This window comes from Myxococcus sp. AB036A, assembly GCF_006547355.1.
In the GTDB taxonomy this organism is placed as follows: Bacteria; Myxococcota; Myxococcia; order Myxococcales; family Myxococcaceae; genus Myxococcus; species Myxococcus virescens.
The window spans coordinates 1-14,873 of sequence record NZ_VHLC01000087.1 but is presented as its reverse complement, the minus strand read 5'-3'; the positions used below and the strand labels follow the sequence as shown (position 1 = coordinate 14,873).

General features: G+C 70.2%; 14 protein-coding genes. 4 read left to right on the top strand and 10 right to left on the bottom strand.

Features of this window, described 5'->3' with window-relative positions:
- Nucleotides 1-123 precede the first annotated feature (123 nt).
- The 6 genes from trpA to aroF are packed head-to-tail and all read right to left on the bottom strand — an operon-like array spanning nt 124 to nt 5,588.
- Nucleotides 124-915 carry a tryptophan synthase subunit alpha gene (gene trpA / locus FL344_RS28530; protein ID WP_141593230.1) on the bottom strand — a complete coding sequence of 264 codons (792 nt, stop codon included), beginning with the start codon at nt 913-915 and terminating at the stop codon, nt 124-126.
- Entirely contained in the window at nt 912-2,117 is a 1,206-nt protein-coding gene (gene trpB / locus FL344_RS28525) for a tryptophan synthase subunit beta (protein WP_141620754.1), read from the bottom strand. Before trpB ends, trpA begins: the two co-directional genes overlap by 4 nt.
- A 5-nt stretch (nt 2,118-2,122) precedes the next feature.
- Nucleotides 2,123-2,761 (bottom strand): phosphoribosylanthranilate isomerase, encoded by a 639-nt coding sequence (locus FL344_RS28520; RefSeq protein ID WP_141620753.1) that lies wholly within the window; start codon nt 2,759-2,761, stop codon nt 2,123-2,125.
- Nucleotides 2,758-3,546 carry an indole-3-glycerol-phosphate synthase gene (locus tag FL344_RS28515; protein WP_141620752.1) on the bottom strand — a complete coding sequence of 263 codons (789 nt, stop codon included), beginning with the start codon at nt 3,544-3,546 and terminating at the stop codon, nt 2,758-2,760. Before FL344_RS28515 ends, FL344_RS28520 begins: the two co-directional genes overlap by 4 nt.
- The gene (gene trpD / locus FL344_RS28510) at nt 3,543-4,559 is read right to left on the bottom strand and encodes an anthranilate phosphoribosyltransferase (protein WP_090492162.1); all 1,017 of its coding nucleotides are present in this window, start codon (nt 4,557-4,559) and stop codon (nt 3,543-3,545) included. The genes FL344_RS28515 and trpD overlap by 4 nt, the downstream gene beginning before the upstream one ends.
- Before the next feature lie 3 nt (nt 4,560-4,562).
- Nucleotides 4,563-5,588, bottom strand: a complete 1,026-nt coding sequence (gene aroF / locus FL344_RS28505) for a 3-deoxy-7-phosphoheptulonate synthase (RefSeq protein ID WP_090492163.1) — start codon at nt 5,586-5,588, stop codon at nt 4,563-4,565.
- A gap of 206 nt (nt 5,589-5,794) precedes the next feature.
- Between aroF and FL344_RS28500 the strand changes: the two genes are divergently transcribed.
- From FL344_RS28500 to FL344_RS28485, 4 genes are all read left to right on the top strand, one after another.
- Nucleotides 5,795-7,045, top strand: coding sequence for an NAD(P)/FAD-dependent oxidoreductase (locus FL344_RS28500; RefSeq protein ID WP_194863292.1), 1,251 nt, complete (start codon nt 5,795-5,797; stop codon nt 7,043-7,045).
- A complete protein-coding gene (locus FL344_RS28495) occupies nt 7,042-7,698 on the top strand; it encodes an Isoquinoline 1-oxidoreductase subunit (RefSeq protein WP_141620750.1) in 657 nt (218 codons plus the stop codon). The genes FL344_RS28500 and FL344_RS28495 overlap by 4 nt, the downstream gene beginning before the upstream one ends.
- 33 nt (nt 7,699-7,731) lie before the next feature.
- Entirely contained in the window at nt 7,732-8,709 is a 978-nt protein-coding gene (locus FL344_RS28490; RefSeq protein ID WP_194863291.1) for a sigma-70 family RNA polymerase sigma factor, read from the top strand.
- Nucleotides 8,710-8,802: 93 nt separating this feature from the next.
- Nucleotides 8,803-9,222, top strand: a complete 420-nt coding sequence (locus FL344_RS28485; RefSeq protein WP_141620749.1) for a VOC family protein — start codon at nt 8,803-8,805, stop codon at nt 9,220-9,222.
- A 61-nt stretch (nt 9,223-9,283) separates the two neighbouring features.
- Here FL344_RS28485 and FL344_RS28480 read toward each other — a convergent pair whose 3' ends face one another.
- From FL344_RS28480 to FL344_RS28465, 4 genes are all read right to left on the bottom strand, one after another.
- A complete protein-coding gene (locus tag FL344_RS28480; RefSeq protein ID WP_141620748.1) occupies nt 9,284-10,162 on the bottom strand; it encodes an alpha/beta hydrolase in 879 nt (292 codons plus the stop codon).
- Nucleotides 10,163-10,431: 269 nt separating this feature from the next.
- Nucleotides 10,432-11,844, bottom strand: a complete 1,413-nt coding sequence (gene nhaA, locus FL344_RS28475; protein ID WP_140866715.1) for a Na+/H+ antiporter NhaA — start codon at nt 11,842-11,844, stop codon at nt 10,432-10,434.
- Nucleotides 11,845-12,023: 179 nt separating this feature from the next.
- Entirely contained in the window at nt 12,024-14,237 is a 2,214-nt protein-coding gene (locus tag FL344_RS28470; protein WP_141620747.1) for a molybdopterin cofactor-binding domain-containing protein, read from the bottom strand.
- Nucleotides 14,234-14,701 carry a (2Fe-2S)-binding protein gene (locus FL344_RS28465; RefSeq protein ID WP_141593218.1) on the bottom strand — a complete coding sequence of 156 codons (468 nt, stop codon included), beginning with the start codon at nt 14,699-14,701 and terminating at the stop codon, nt 14,234-14,236. Before FL344_RS28465 ends, FL344_RS28470 begins: the two co-directional genes overlap by 4 nt.
- Nucleotides 14,702-14,873: the final 172 nt, after the last annotated feature.

Sequence of the window (14,873 nt, the reverse complement as noted above, 5' to 3'; positions counted from 1 at the left end):
CGGAGGAATGTCCTCGCGCAAATGCCCGCCTGATGCGGGCACATGCGGAGAGCCGGAGTGCTTATACGGGGTGTGGGATTATCCCTGAATTTTCGGCGTGAAGAGAGCGCTTGCAGCCGTGCCTCAGCGCCGCAGGCCGCGCTTGATGTCGGCGCAGAGCGCCTTCGCCGCCTCGAGGCCCTCTGTGTGCGCGGCACGCACCAGCGCGCTGCCCACCACGACGCCATCCGCATGGGCAGACAGCATGCGTGCCTGTTCCGCCGTGGAGATGCCAAAGCCTGCCACCACGGGCACGTGCGCGGCCTTGCGCACCAAATCCAAGCGCTGTGAAAGGTCCGGCGGCAGCTCCGCGCGCATGCCCGTCACGCCCGACACGGACACGCAATAGACAAAGCCACGGCCATCCTTCGCGATGGCCTGCGCCCGCGCCGGGGGCGTCGTGGGGGCGCACAGGGGAATCAGGTCCATGCCCTCCGCGTCGAACGTGGCGCGCAGGCTCGCGCTCTCCTCGGGCGGCAGGTCGGGGAGGATGGTTCCAGACACGCCGCACTCGCGTGCGAGCTTCGCGTAACGCGCCTCACCCATGGCCATGATGAGGTTGACGTACGTCATGATGACCAGCGGCGTCTGGGGACAGCGCTTGCGTACCGCCGGCACCACCTCGTTCAGCACGCGCTTGAGCGTGGAGCCGGCCTTGAGCGCTCGCTCCGCCGCGCCCTGGATGACGGGGCCGTCGGCGATGGGGTCGCTGAACGCCACGCCAATCTCCAGCACGTCCGCGCCGCCCTCGACCAGCGCGGCGAACACGTCCACCGAGCGGGGCAGGTCCGGGTCGCCCGCCATGGCATAGGTCACCAGTACGCCTTCGCCCCGTGCCTTCGCCTGGGCGAAAGTCTGTGCAATCTCGCCGCTCATGCCTGCACCCCCACCGGCGGAGGCACGCCCCGCGCGGAAATCGTGGCCACGTCCTTGTCTCCGCGGCCCGAGCAGTTGATGACCAGGTGCTTGCCCGCCCCCAGCTCGCGCGCCAGCTCCCGGCCGCGCGCGAAGGCATGGGAGGTCTCCAGCGCGGGAAGGATGCCTTCCAGGCGCGCCACCTCGTAGAAGGCCGCCAGCGCCTCGTCGTCCGTGGCGATGCGGACCTCCATGCGGCCCGTCTTCGCCAGGTGCGCCAGCTCCGGGCCCACGCCGGGATAGTCCAACCCTGCGGAGATGCTGTGCGCCTCCTGAATCTGGCCGTCCTCGTCCTGGAGCACCAGCGAGCGCGAGCCGTGCAGCACGCCCTCCGTCCCCAGCGTCAGCGAAGCGCCGTGCTGCTTCGTATCCAGGCCGTGGCCTCCCGCTTCCACGCCCACCAGCCGCACGCTGGCGTCACCAATGAACGGGTGCAGCACGCCAATGGCATTCGAGCCGCCCCCCACGCACGCGATGATGGCATCCGGCAGGCCGCCAAAGGCCGCCTGGGCCTGCGTCCGCAGCTCGCGGCCGATGACGGCCTGGAAGTCGCGCACCACCGTCGGATACGGATGCGGCCCCGCCGCGCTGCCGATGACGTAGTGCGTGTCCGACACCTGCGACACCCAGGTGCGCATGGCCTCGTTCATCGCGTCCTTCAGCGTGCGCGAGCCGGACTCTACCGGCCGTACCACCGCGCCCAGCGCGCGCATGCGGAAGACGTTGAGTGCCTGCCGCTCCACGTCCAGCGCGCCCATGTACACCTCGCAGGGCAGGCCGAAGAGCGCGCACGCGGTGGCGGTGGCGACGCCGTGCTGGCCCGCGCCCGTCTCCGCGATGATGCGCTTCTTGCCCATCCGCCTGGCGAGCAGCACCTGACCCACGGTGTTGTTGATTTTGTGCGCGCCGGTGTGCGCCAGGTCCTCGCGCTTGAGCCACACATTCGCGCCGCCCCAGGCCTCCGTGAGGCGCCGGGCGGGCGTCAGCGTGGTGGGGCGGCCCACGTATTCGCGCAGCACGCGGGTGACCTCCTCGCCGAAGGCCGGGTCCGCGCTCGCCGTGGCATAGGCCTCTTCCAGCTCCTGCAGCGCGGGAACCAGTGTCTCCGGAACGTAGCGTCCGCCGTAGCGCCCGAAGCGGCCGGCGGCAGTCTCCGTGGTCATGTCTGTCACTCCCAGAGGTTGATGGACTTCGCGGCGCGCACGAAGGCGCGCACCGCTTCCACGTCCTTGATGCCAGGGGCGGATTCCACGCCACTGGCCACATCCACGCCGTACGGCCGCGTCGCGCGCACCGCCTCGGCCACGTTGGAGGGCCGCAGGCCTCCCGCCACCAGCACGGGCACGCCGCTTCCCGCCAGCCCTGCGACGAGCGACCAGTCGAAGCCCACGCCGCCGCCGCCATACCCCGGCGCCGCGCCGTCGAGCAGCAGTCCCGCGACGTCTCCTACGCCCACATACGTCCGAGCCCGGACCACGTCTTCCGGACCCGTGACTCGCAGCGCCTTGACGACAGGCACCCCGTACCCCGAACAGGCCTCCGGGGGCTCGTCCCCATGGAGCTGCACGGCCGTGAGGCCACAGGCGCGCACCGTCTCCCGGATGGTGTCCGGCGCCGCGTTGACGAACACGCCCAGCACCGTGCCCAGGGGCGGCCGCGTACGGGCCAGGGCCGCCGCTGTGGGGAGGTCCAGGTAGCGGGGCGACTTCGGGTAGAAGTTGAGGCCCAGCGCGTCCACGCCCGCCTCCCATGCGGCCACCGCGTCGGACAGGCGCGTGACGCCGCACACCTTCACGCGGACACTCATGGCGCCGCGTCCTTCACCCCGAGCAGCCTCCGCAGCGCGTGTCCGGGGTCGGGCTCTCGAAGCAGGGATTCGCCCACCAGGACGGCGTCCGCTCCCGCTTCCTGCGCCGCCACCAGGTCCGCCAGGGACTTGAGGCCGCTCTCCGCCACCAGCACCCGGGCCCGGGAGCGCAGCTTCGGCATCACCCGCAGGGCCGTGCCCGTGTCCGTCTTCAGCGTGGCGAGGTTGCGGTTGTTGATGCCCACCAGCTTCGCGCCCGCGGCCAGCGCGCGCTCGGCGTGCTCCTCCGTGTGGGCTTCCACCAGCGCGGCCACGCCCACCGCTTTCGCGGTGGCGACCATCTCCCGCAGCTCGCCATCCTCCAGCGCGTCGGCGATGAGCAGCACCGCGTCCGCGCCCCACTGCGCGCTCTCCTCCACCTCGCGCGCCGCCACGAGGAAGTCCTTGCGCAGCACGGGCAGCGACACCGCCGCCCGCACGGCCACGAGGTCCTCCAGGCCGCCGCCGAAGTCCGGCCCATCCGTCAGCACGCTGATGGCGCTGGCGCCCGCGGCTTCATAGGCCCGGGCCACCGCCACCACGTCGGCGTGGGGAAAGTCCCCGCCCGAAGGGCTCTTGCGCTTCACCTCCGCGATGACGCTCACTCGCCGCCCGGAGCGGTGGGTCACCAGCCCCTGGGCGAAGTCGCGGGGCGTGGGCCGGGCGCGAGGTGCCATGGGCGGACGCGCTGCAAGTTCCTGGCGCTTGCGCGCCATGATGCGGTCCAACGTTCCTGTGGTGCTCATGACAAGCCCCCCTCGATGAGGGCCGCCAGCTTGTTGCGGGCCGCGCCCGAGTCGATGGCCTGCTCCGCCTTCCGCACGCCGTCACGCAGGTCCGCCGCCAGTCCCACGACGACGAGCGCCGCCGCCGCGTTGAGCAGCACCGCCGTGCGCAGCCCCGAGCGCTCGCCGTCCAGCAGCGCGCGCAGCCGCTGGGCGTTCTCCTCCGCGTCGCCACCCGCGATGGCCTCGCGAGGCACCACGTCCAGCCCCGCGTCCTGGGGCGACACCGTGAAGGTGTGGACCGTGCCGTCCTCGCGCAGCTCCGCGACCTGCGTGGCGCTGCACGGGGAGATTTCATCCAGCCCGTCATGGCCGTGCACCACCCACGCGCGGCGGCTGCCGAGCCGGCCCAGCACGCGCGCCGTCTGCTCCACGCGCTTGCCGTCGAACGTCCCCAGGAGCTGGTAGCGCGCGCCCGCCGGGTTCGTCAGCGGCCCCAGCAGGTTGAACACGCTGTGGAACCCCATGTCCCGCCGCGCCTGCGCCACGTGCCGCAGGGCCCCGTGGTGCGAGGGCGCGAAGAGGAAGCCCACGCCGTGCTCGTCGATGTCCCGCGCCACGCGCTCGTGCGGGCGCTCCATGGAGACGCCCAGCGCCGCCAGCACGTCCGCGCTGCCACAGCGACTGGAGACCGCGCGGTTGCCGTGCTTGGCCACCGTCACTCCGGCCCCGGCGGCCACGAAGGCCACCGCGGTGGAGATGTTGAAGGTGTGCGCGCCGTCGCCACCGGTGCCGCAGGTGTCGAGCACCACGTCGGCACGCGGGGACAGCTTCGCCGCGCAGGCCCGCATGGCCTCCGCCGCGCCGAGGATTTCATCCTCCGTCTCACCCTTCATCTTCAGCGCTGTCGCCAGCGCGCCAACCTGGGCAGGCGAAGCCTCCCCGGCGAGCATCAGACCCATGACGCGGGTCATCTCCTCGCGGGTGAGGTCGCGCCGGCCCACCACCTTGCCCAGCGCTTCCTTGAGTGTCATGGCCTATCCCAGCCTGACCACTTCGCGGCCCATCGCCTGGGCGATGGCGCGGACCTCGTTCATGGACTTCTCGAACTCGGAGAAGTCCAGCGACTGGGCACCGTCCGACTTCGCGCGCGGCGGGTCGGGGTGCACCTCGACGATGATGCCGTCCGCCCCCACCGCCGTCGCCGCGCGCATCATCGCCGGCACCGCCTTGCGCACGCCGATGCCGTGCGACGGGTCCACGAAGACGGGCAGGTGCGAGAGCGCCTTCAGCATGGGCACCGCGTTGAGGTCCAGCGTGTTGCGCGTCATCGTCTCGAAGGTGCGGATGCCGCGCTCGCAGAGGATGACCTGCGTGTTGCCGCGGGCGACGATGTACTCGGCCGCCATCAGCAGTTCCTTGATGGTGGCGCTCATGCCGCGCTTGAGCATCACCGGCTTGCGCAGGTCTCCCACGGCCTCCAGCAGGCTGAAGTTCTGCATGTTGCGCGCGCCAATCTGGAGGATGTCCGTGGCGTCGGCGACGGCCTGGAGCGTCGCGGTGTCCTTCACCTCGGTGGTGACGAGCAGGCCCGTCTCCTGGCGCGCCTCGGCCAGCAGTGCCAGGCCGTCACCCTTGAGGCCCTGGAACTCATAGGGGCTGGTGCGCGGCTTGAACGCACCGCCACGCAGCATGGTGGCGCCCGCCTTCTTCACCGCGTGGGCGGTGGAGAGAATCTGCTCGCGCGACTCCACCGAGCACGGGCCGGCGATGACGTGGAAGGCGGAGCCGCCAATCGTCAGGTCGCCGATGCGCAGCTGCGTGTCGTCCGGCTTCACCTCGCGGCTGACGAGCTTGAACGGCTGGGAGATGGCTACGGCGTCAGCGACGCCAGGGAGCACGCGGAAGGGCTCCGGTTCCACCGCGCCCGGGTTTCCGGTGATGCCAACGGCCGTGCGAGTGCCCCCTGGAATCGCGTGCGGTTGCCAACCACGGCGGCGGATCTCGTCGTTCACACGCTCGATGTCCTGGGCCGTCGCGTCGGGTCGCATCACGATCAACATGGGGCTGCCTGCTTTCTCTCGCTCCGAGGGGTGTTGTGGGCCGGGAGCATTCCGGCGCTTGGTTGCATGGGTGGGACGGGCAACAGCCGGTGTTTCTGCATCAAGTGTCTGTTGCCCGCAACCGCTTCCGAGTCTCCCTTGCGCCTCCCACGCTTATCAAGCGAGCGTGGGCGCTTTTCTTGAGCAGGAAGTGTGGAGGCGCGTGCGTGTCGAATCCGGAGGTCATCGTCGTCGGGGCAGGGCTCGCGGGGTTGGCGTGCGCGCGGGCGCTCGTCGCGTCACGGGTGAAGGTGTTGTTGCTAGAGGGAAGTGACGCACCGGGGGGCAGGGTTCGCACGGATGTCCATGAGGGCTTCCTGCTAGACAGAGGCTTCCAGGTGTACCTGTCCGCGTATCCGGAGGGCCGGCGCACGTTGGACCTGGAAGCGCTGACGTTGCGCAGGTTCGTCCCCGGCGCGAAGGTGTGGCGGGGTGGCAAGTTGCACACGGTCGCGGACCCGCTGCGCCGCCCCTTGGAGGCGCTCGGGCACCTGTTTGCTCCCGTGGGGACGTTCGGGGACAAGCTGCGCATCCTGGAGCTGAGGCAGCTGGCGCTCTCCGGTGAGGTGGAGGACGTGTGGCAGCGGCCGTCACGCACGTCGCGGCGCTACCTGGACGAGCTGGGCTTCACGGAGGCTTTGCGTGAGTCGTTCCTGCGCCCCTTCTTCGCCGGCATCTTCCTGGAGCGGGAGCTGACCACGTCCAGCCGCTTCCTGGAGTTCGTCTTCCGCATGTTCTCATCCGGATACGCGGCGGTTCCGGAGTCGGGGATGGGCGCCATTCCAGCGCAGCTGTCGGCGCGCCTTCCGTCGGGCCTGCTGCGGATGCGCGCGCCGGTGGCGGAGGTGTGGGGACACCGCGTGCGTCTGGCGGACGGAGAGTTGATTGGCGCCAGGGCGGTGGTGGTGGCCACGGACCCGGCGAGCGCGGTGGGGCTGCTGCCGGGCATGGTGCCACCGGTGATGAACCGGGTGACGTGCCTCTACTTCGCCGCGCCGGAGCCGCCCGTGGAAGGCCCCTGGCTGCTGCTCAATGGCGAGGGCCGGGGCCGGGTGAACAACGTGGCGGTGATGAGCGAGGTGTCACCGGCATATGCGCCGCGGGGACAGTCGCTCGTGTCCGTGTCCGTGGTGGGCGCCACGCCGGACCTGGCCACGCTGCAAGCCGAGGTGCTCGCGGAGCTGACGGACTGGTTCGGTCCGGCCGTGTCCGCATGGCGGCACCTGCGCACCTATGCGATTCCGCTCGCGCTGCCCGCGCAGCCGCCGGAGGTGTTGGAACTGCCTCGCCGGCCAGTGCGGCTGTCGCCGGGGCTGTTCGTGTGTGGAGACCACCGTGACAATGCCTCCATCGACGGCGCGCTGGTGTCGGGCCGCCGCGCCGCGGAGGCCGTCCTGAGAGAGCTGGAGCGCGAATGAGACACCCGGGGCTCTCCGTCATCGTGCTGGGCGCCGTCATCTCGGCGGTGGGCTGCAAGTCCACCCGGAGCGCACCGAAGGCTTCGGGAGCGCAGCCAGCGCAGGAGGCGGGGACGTCACTCCGGCCCGTGTCCGCGTTCGCGGCCATCACGGACGAGAAGCAGCGCTCGGTCGCGCTCTTCGTCGAGGCGGGGCGTGTGATGACGCACCCACGCTGCGTCAACTGCCACCCGGCCGATGGTGTACCCCGGCAGGGCATGGACCGGCGTCTGCACGTGCCCGCCGTGGCGGGCGGGCCCTCGGGACATGGCACCCCCGGGCTGCCCTGTACCTCGTGCCACCAGGCGCGGAACACGCCATTGGTGGGCACGACGCTGCGGAGCGTGCCTGGCAATCCGAAGTGGGCACTGGCGCCAGCGGAGATGGCATGGCTGGGCGTCCCCCTGGGGAAGATTTGCGAGCAGCTCAAGGACCCCGCGCGAAACGGCGGGAAGTCCCTGGACGCGCTGCATCACCACATGGCTGAGGACGTCCTGGTGGGGTGGGGTTGGGACCCAGGCCCTGGCCTGGAGCCCGTGCCAGGCACCCAGCGTGCATTTGGTGAGCTCATCCGCGCGTGGATTGACACGGGGGCTGCCTGTCCGAGCCCCTGACATGACCTGATGGGCCTGATAGACCGCCCGTTGATGAAGGACCTTCCGGATTCTGGGAAGCAGGCATTCGGCTTCGAGGCGCACCGCTCGGCGCTCATGGGCCATTGCTATCGCATGCTGGGTTCTGTCTCGGAGGCGGATGACGCCGTCCAGGAGACGATGGTGCGCGCCTGGCGCGCGATGGACCGGTTCGAGGGCCGTGCGTCTCCACGGACCTGGCTGTACTCCATCGCCACCCGCGTGTGCCTGGACGCCTTGTCGGCGAGCGGGCGACGCGCGCGGCCGATGGAGCTGGGGCCCGCGTACTCCATCGACGGGCCGCTGACGCCGCTGCCGGCGAACAGTTGGATTGAGCCCATTCCGGACGCGCTGGCCGTGCCGTCGGACGTGGACCCCTCCGAGCAGGCGTCGCTGCGTCAGAGCATCCGGCTCGCGTTCCTCGCGGCGCTTCAACACCTGCCCCCCAAGCAGCGCGCGGTGCTGCTGCTGGCCGAGGTCCTGGGCTGGCCCGCCACGGAGATCGCCGAGACGCTGGAGACGTCGGTCGCCTCGGTGAACAGCGCGCTCCAGCGTGCCCGGGTGACTGTGTCAGACCTGCGGCTGGAAGACTCCGAGTTCCGGGTGCCTCAGTCCGACGCGCAGGTGGCGCTGCTGAATCGCTACGTGGATGCGTTCGAGCGCTACGACATGGACGCCTTCACTGCGATTCTCCACGAGGAAGTCACCCTCTCCATGCCCCCCTACACGCTGTGGCTCCAGGGGCACGAGTCCATTCGCGGCTGGTTCCTCGGGCGAGGGGCGGTCTGCAGGGACTCCCGGCTGGTGAGGACCGAGGCCTGTGGCTCACCGGCCTATGGCCAGTACCACGCGAGCAGTGACGGCGGGCCCTTCAAGCCGTGGTCGCTCATCGTCCTGGAGCTGTCCGGTGGACGCATCGCGGCGATGACCCACTTCCTCGATACGGAGGCGTTGTTCCCGCGCTTCGGCCTTCCCCTGGAGCTCCCTCGGTAGGCGGGGGCGGAGAATCTTTTTGAAAAAGGACCGATGAATTCGGTCCGCCTTTGGAGTCAAAGCCTTCGTAACCCACCCGCCCTGGAGGCGAACATGAAGGTCAGCCGTCCCCGTAAGCTCTTCCTCAACCTGCCCGTAGCCGACCTGAAGCGGTCGGTGGACTTCTTCACGAAGCTGGGCTTCGAGTTCAACAAGGACTTCACCGACGAGCACGCCACCTGCATGGTGGTGGGCGAGGACGCGTTCGTGATGCTCCTCACGCATACCCGCTTCAAGGACTTCATCAAGAAGCCCCTGCACGATGCGACGCAGAGCACCGCCGGCACGTATGCGCTGTCCGCCAGCAGCCGCGAGGATGTCGATGAGATGGTGAAGACCGCGCTGGCGAACGGTGGTTCACGCGCGGCGGACACCATGGACATGGGCTTCATGTACGGCGGGAGCTTCTACGACCCGGACGGTCACCACTGGGAGGTGGCCTGGATGGACCCGAACCAGATGCCTCCGCAGTAGTCCCCGGACGTGGCGCGCCGCGTGGATGCCCAGGGCTTCCGCGCGGCGCGTGGGCGCTGCGTCAGGGCGCGCGTTCGGCGGCCACCACGGGAGGCAGCCACTTGCGCAGCACGCTGGGCGAACTCTCCCGGTAGATGTTGTCGTGGCGCAAGTCGGGCCGGGGTTCGACTTCCCACTTCAGGCCCGCGGGCGCGCGGGTCCGGAGGACGTTCTGGAGCCTCGCCACGGCGGGGACGATGTCGTCCGTTTCATTGGCGGAGGACACATAAAGTCCCGCGCGCAGGTCCGGCCGTGCCGCGAACCATTCACCCGCCCCCTTCACCAACGACTCCGCGTTCCACCACAGGCTGGGGCTCAGCGCGAGGTAGGTGTCGAACAGGTCCGGCTGGAGGAAGAACGTCTCCACGATGAAGTAGCCCGCGAGCGACTCGCCGATGATGGCCCGCTCCTGCGTCACCCGGTAGCGGCGCTCCACCTCCGGCATCAACTCTTCGTGGATGAAGGCTCGGAACGTCGCCGAGCCTCCCGTGACGGGGGCGACCTCCAGGTCCGACGCCACCGTGGTCGGGCCCGTCATGTCCCGCCGCCGCACGGTGTTTTCGATTCCCACGATGATGAGGGGCCGCAGCTCGCCCGCGCGGATGGCCGTGTCGACGGTGGTGGCCACGTGCGGGAAGTCCTCCTTCAGGCCGCCATCGGGCATGTAGAGCACCGGGAAGCGGCTCTCCGCCGCCGTCGTGTAGCCCGGCGGCAGGTAGACGGTGATGTGGCGGGCCTCCTTCAGCTTCGCGGATTCGATGGTGAACGTCTGGTGGGGAGGCACGGACTCGGTCACGGCGGGCCGGGTGCTCGCGCACGCGCTCCCCAGGACGAGCAACAGCAGCCCCATGCATTTCATCGATGTCCGCATCACTTGCTCCCGCAGCGTTCGGCGAGCCATCGAGGCTCGTGACCGGGATAGTGCCCGAGCCCTGGATGCGTCGCCAGGAGGCGCCCCAGTGCGCGAGCTTGGGTCCGCGCACCTCGATGGGGTGCTCGCCGTGAGGCAACCGCAGGCGTCCGAGGTTCCTCAGCGCGGGCGCGCAGGTCCAGGACATAACCTCCCAGCTTCCTCTGTCGCGGACTTCGCGACGAGGCGGACCTGGAAGCGGGCCGCCTGGTCGAGGTGCTGGCGTCGTGGCGCGTGGCGGACACCTGGGGCTGGGCGCGTTATAGCGCCGTCGAACGCTCCGCCTCGTCCACGGACCTCGCGGCGCCGGGCCGCGCCGACGTGGTGAGCAACCACCGTCCCAGAACGAGTGCGACGACGGCGGCGGCCCCGCTCGCGGCCAGCACCCCCAGCTTCCCCGCGGCGAGCAGCTTCGTCTCCGTGAAGGCGAGCTGCGCGATGAACAGGGCCATGGTGAAGCCGATGCCCGCGGTGCTTCCCAGCACCAGCAGCTCCCGCATGCCCAGGCCCTTCGGCAACGTCGCGAGCCGCAGGCGCAGTGCCAGCCAGCAGGCGCCAATCACGCCCAGGGGCTTGCCCACCAGGAGCCCGGTGGCCGTCGCGAGGGCTACGGTCCACGACGCCGCATCGAGTGGTTCACTGGAAATCGGCACCCCCGCGTTCGCGAGCGCGAACACCGGCATGATGCCGAACGCCACCCACGGATGCAGCGTGGCAATCAGGCTCTCCGAAGGCGACATGGCCTCGCGGCGCGCGGCATCGACCCGGCGCAAGGTCTCCGAGAGGTGATGGGAGGACAGCTCGCCCGGCTGCGCCTGGGCGATGTGTTCGAGTTCGGTCCGAGCGCCGGTGACGAATCCTTCCGGACCGAGCCAGGTGCGCACCGGCGTGATGAGCCCGATGATGACGCCCGCAATCGTCGGATGAATCCCCGCGGAGTAGACGCCCGCCCAGGCGACGAACGCTGGAACGATGTAGGCCCACTTCGAGCGCACGCCAAACCGCTGCATCGCGAAGACACCCACGATTCCCAGCGCCGCGACGAGCAGCCCGGTGATGGCCACGCCCGATGAGTAGAACACCGCGATGACGATGATGGCGCCCAGGTCGTCGATGACCGCGAGCGCGAGCAGGAGCACGCGCAGGGCGGGGGGCACCCGGCTTCCGAGGAGCGTGAGGATGCCCACCGCGAACGCGATGTCCGTGGCCATGGGCACGCCCCACCCCGAGCGGGTGTCCGGGGTATTCGCCAGGAGGAGGTACAGGCCCGCCGGAACGAGCATGCCCCCCAGCGCCGCCGCGGCGGGGAGCGCGGCGCGCCGCAACTCTGACAGCTCGCCCTGATGGACCTCGCGGCGAATCTCCATGCCCACGACGAAGAAGAAGATGGCCATCAAGCCGTCGTTGACGACCCATTCGAGGCTGCGCTCGAAGGTGAAGTCACCGACGCGGATGCCGAGCGGCGTGTGCCAGAAGTGCGCGTAGCTCTCCGCCCAGGGCGAGTTCGCCCACAGGAGCGCGATGGCCGCCGCCACGAGGAGCAGGATGCCACTGGCCGCTTCGATATGGAGGAAGCGCTCCAGCGGCCGGCCCGCGAGCCTGGAGAGTCGAAGCAGTGGGGCCCAGGCCTCGGGCGGAAGGGCGGACTGCCCCGGTGGCGTGGTGGTCGACATACGCTGGTCCCGCCGGCTGCGTTGCCGGCTGGGATGGCGGCCCGACCATCCGAGTTCCTGCGGCGTTCATCGCCGCACCCTTCCACTTCGAATTCGAACGCAGATTCACATGGCACGCGGCCTCCGTCGAGTGTTGTCGACGTGCGCGCGGGCCATGGGCTTGCCCCCTCGGTGCCGCCTCAGCGTGTCTGGAGCGCCGCCGCGAGCCGCTCCGGTGTCAGCGGCAGCTCCCGCAGCCTGGCCCCCGTGGCGTCGAAGACGGCATTGGCCAGCGCAGCCGAAGTGGGACCCTGGGAAGCTTCGCCCACGCCCAGGAGGGGCTCCCCAGGACGCTCGATCAGCGCGACCTCGATGGGCGGGACTTCCGAGAAGGTGAGGATGGGGTACGTGCGCCAGTCTCGCGAGGTGACGCGCTGGGCGTCATGACGGACCGCCTCCCTCAGGCTCCAGCTCAGCGACTGGATGAGCCCGCCCTCGAGCTGGTTGGCGAGCCCATCCGGATTGACGACCTCGCCCGCATCGGCGGCCAGGACCGCGCGCAGCACCTGGATGGCGTGGGTCCGAGGGTCGACGCGCACTTCGATGCAGACGGCGCAGTAGCTCGCGAGGTTCTTGTAGCGCGCGAAGCCGATGCCGCGCCCATGTCCCTGGGGCCTGGGGGCGGTGGTCCAGCCGAAGCGCTCCGCTGCTTTCTGGATGACGGCCTTCGCGCGCGCGTCGTGAAGTTGCCGGAGCCGGAAGGCCACCGGGTCCACCTTCGCGGCGTGGGCCAGCTCATCCATGAAGGACTCGATGGCGAAGACGTTGCCGTAGGCGCCCAGCCCCCGAAGCGAGGAGACGCGCAAGGGCATTCGGGTGACGAGATGGGTCGTCACCTTCCGGCCCGGGAAGTCGTAGAGCGGAATGGCGTTCCGGTCCGCGGCGTAGTTCGGCGGTCCGCCATTTCGGGGCACGGGCATGGAGAAGGGCTCCGCGAGCGAACGCCCCGCCAGCAGATTTCCCGGGTGGCCTCCGGGCCGGGTGCCGTGCGGCGTGGACCACAGCGCATAGTCCCAGTCCAGCACGTTGCCTTCCGCGTCCGCGCCCGCGCGCACCTTCATCACCATCGCGGAGCCATAGGGCTCGCAGGCGTGCTCGTCCTCGCGGGACCACTGCACGCGCACCGCGTGGCCGGGGAGGGCGCGCGCGAGCAGCGCCGCGTCGGCGGCGGCGTCGTCCGCGCCGTTGTGGCCGTAGCAGCCGGAGCCGGGCAGGTGCTTGCCGTGGACCCGGTCCACCGGGACGCGGAGCATCCTCGCGATGGCCGCGCTGGTGTCGAAGACGCTCTGGCTGTGGGTGTGCACCGTGAGGCGCTCGCCGTCCCACTCCGCCACCGCGCAGGACGGGCCAATGGCTCCGTGCATCTGGTACGGCCGCAGGTAACGCACCTCGAGGGTGTGCGTGGGCGCGACGTCGGTGGGCCGCACCGTGTCCTCGATGACTGTGTCCTGGCTGGGTTGCTCCAGCAGCCAGGTGTACGGGTCCTGGGGCAGGGTGGCCTGTTCGCGCCAGCGGGCGCTGCTCGCGAGCGCCGCCGCGGCCTGGATGGCCTGCCACTCCTTCGTGGCGATGACGCCCAGGAAGTCGCCGTCACGCACCACCTTCCGCACGCCCGGCATCTGCTCCACGGGCGCGGTGTCCACCTCCGTGAGCGAGGCGCCTTGGGACGGCGCGCGGATGATGCGGCCGTGCACCAGGTTGGCGGGCCGGTAGTCGTGCACGAAGCTCGCCTCGCCGGAAATCTTGCCCGGCAGGTCCACGCGCGGAACCGAGCGACCCGCATGATGGCGCGCGATGGGAGGCTTGGGCTTCACCGTGCCCGTCGCCTCCCGGTTCAGGGACTTCCCGCCGACGAGGCTCCAGTACGTGATGGATGCGCCCTTCCCGCCGCCAGCCCGGATGGTGCCGTCCCGGACGCGCAGATGCTCCACCGGGACGCCCAGTTGCTTGCTGGCCATCGCCAGGAGGATGGCGCGAACCTCGGCGGACGCGTAGCGCACCGCGGTGCCGCCCTGGGTGACGGAGTTGCTGCCGGCGGTGGTGCCTTCGTACGGCGACTGCTCGGTGTCGCCAGAGATGAAGGTCAGCCGCGACATGCTGACGTCCAGTTCGTCCGCGCAGAGCTGCCCGAGCGCTGTCAGGATGCCCTGGCCCAGCTCCACCTTTCCCGTCTTCAGGGTGACGACGCCATCCGCGCCGATGCGAAGCCACGCGTCGAGGTGGGGATTGCGCCGCAGGCTTCCCGGGAGCCCGGCGCCTCCTGGTGCCGCGCTCAGGGCGCGCGGGCCCATGAGGGCGAAGGCCAGCACCAGCGAGCCCTGGAGCACCTCGCGGCGGCTCAGGCGGAGGCTCATCGTGCCAGTTCCTCCGCGGCGCGCTGAATGGCTCGGACGATGCGATTGTGTGAACCGCACCGGCACAGGTTGGCATCCAGCGCCGCGCGAATCTCCGCCTCGGTGGGCTGGGGCTTCTCCTTCAGCAGGGCCGCCGCCGTCACCACCATGCCGGGGATGCAGTAGGCGCACTGGCCGGCCTGCTCGGCCACGAAGGCATTGTGGAGCGGGTGCGGTGTCCCATCCGGCGCGCGCAGGCCTTCCACGGTGGTGAGGTTCCGGCCGCGCAGGGTCGCCGCAGGCACGACACAGGCGCGCAGTGGTGAGCCATTGCTCAGCACCGTACATGCGCCGCACTGCCCCACGCCGCAGCCATACCGGGCCCCGTGAAGCCCCAGTTCGTCGCGCAGGATGTAGAGGAGGGGCGTGTCTTCGGGCGCGTCGACGGCGTGCTCCCGGCCGTTGACGTTCAAGGTGAAGCTCATGGTGCCTGCTCCTCCCGGAAGACGGTGGACCCCACAGCGTACCGCACGCATGCCCTGGCTCGGAGGAGATGTGGTCTGGCGCGGCAATATCCCGCCACCGGGTTGCCATGCCGTGAAGCAGTGCACATCCCGGTGAGGGCGGGTGCAGTACGGGTAATGGATGCTGGTGGAT

Bases quoted from the DNA above. Each gene is read 5' to 3' on its own strand.
- trpA (WP_141593230.1), bottom strand. From the start codon at position 915: ATGAGCGGCGAGATTGCACAGACTTTCGCCCAGGCGAAGGCACGGGGC.
- trpB (WP_141620754.1), bottom strand. From the start codon at position 2,117: ATGACCACGGAGACTGCCGCCGGCCGCTTCGGGCGCTACGGCGGACGC.
- FL344_RS28520 (WP_141620753.1), bottom strand. From the start codon at position 2,761: ATGAGTGTCCGCGTGAAGGTGTGCGGCGTCACGCGCCTGTCCGACGCG.
- FL344_RS28515 (WP_141620752.1), bottom strand. From the start codon at position 3,546: ATGAGCACCACAGGAACGTTGGACCGCATCATGGCGCGCAAGCGCCAG.
- trpD (WP_090492162.1), bottom strand. From the start codon at position 4,559: ATGACACTCAAGGAAGCGCTGGGCAAGGTGGTGGGCCGGCGCGACCTC.
- aroF (WP_090492163.1), bottom strand. From the start codon at position 5,588: ATGTTGATCGTGATGCGACCCGACGCGACGGCCCAGGACATCGAGCGT.
- FL344_RS28495 (WP_141620750.1), top strand. From the start codon at position 7,042: ATGAGACACCCGGGGCTCTCCGTCATCGTGCTGGGCGCCGTCATCTCG.
- FL344_RS28490 (WP_194863291.1), top strand. From the start codon at position 7,732: ATGAAGGACCTTCCGGATTCTGGGAAGCAGGCATTCGGCTTCGAGGCG.
- FL344_RS28485 (WP_141620749.1), top strand. From the start codon at position 8,803: ATGAAGGTCAGCCGTCCCCGTAAGCTCTTCCTCAACCTGCCCGTAGCC.
- FL344_RS28480 (WP_141620748.1), bottom strand. From the start codon at position 10,162: ATGGCTCGCCGAACGCTGCGGGAGCAAGTGATGCGGACATCGATGAAA.
- nhaA (WP_140866715.1), bottom strand. From the start codon at position 11,844: ATGTCGACCACCACGCCACCGGGGCAGTCCGCCCTTCCGCCCGAGGCC.
- FL344_RS28470 (WP_141620747.1), bottom strand. From the start codon at position 14,237: ATGAGCCTCCGCCTGAGCCGCCGCGAGGTGCTCCAGGGCTCGCTGGTG.
- FL344_RS28465 (WP_141593218.1), bottom strand. From the start codon at position 14,701: ATGAGCTTCACCTTGAACGTCAACGGCCGGGAGCACGCCGTCGACGCG.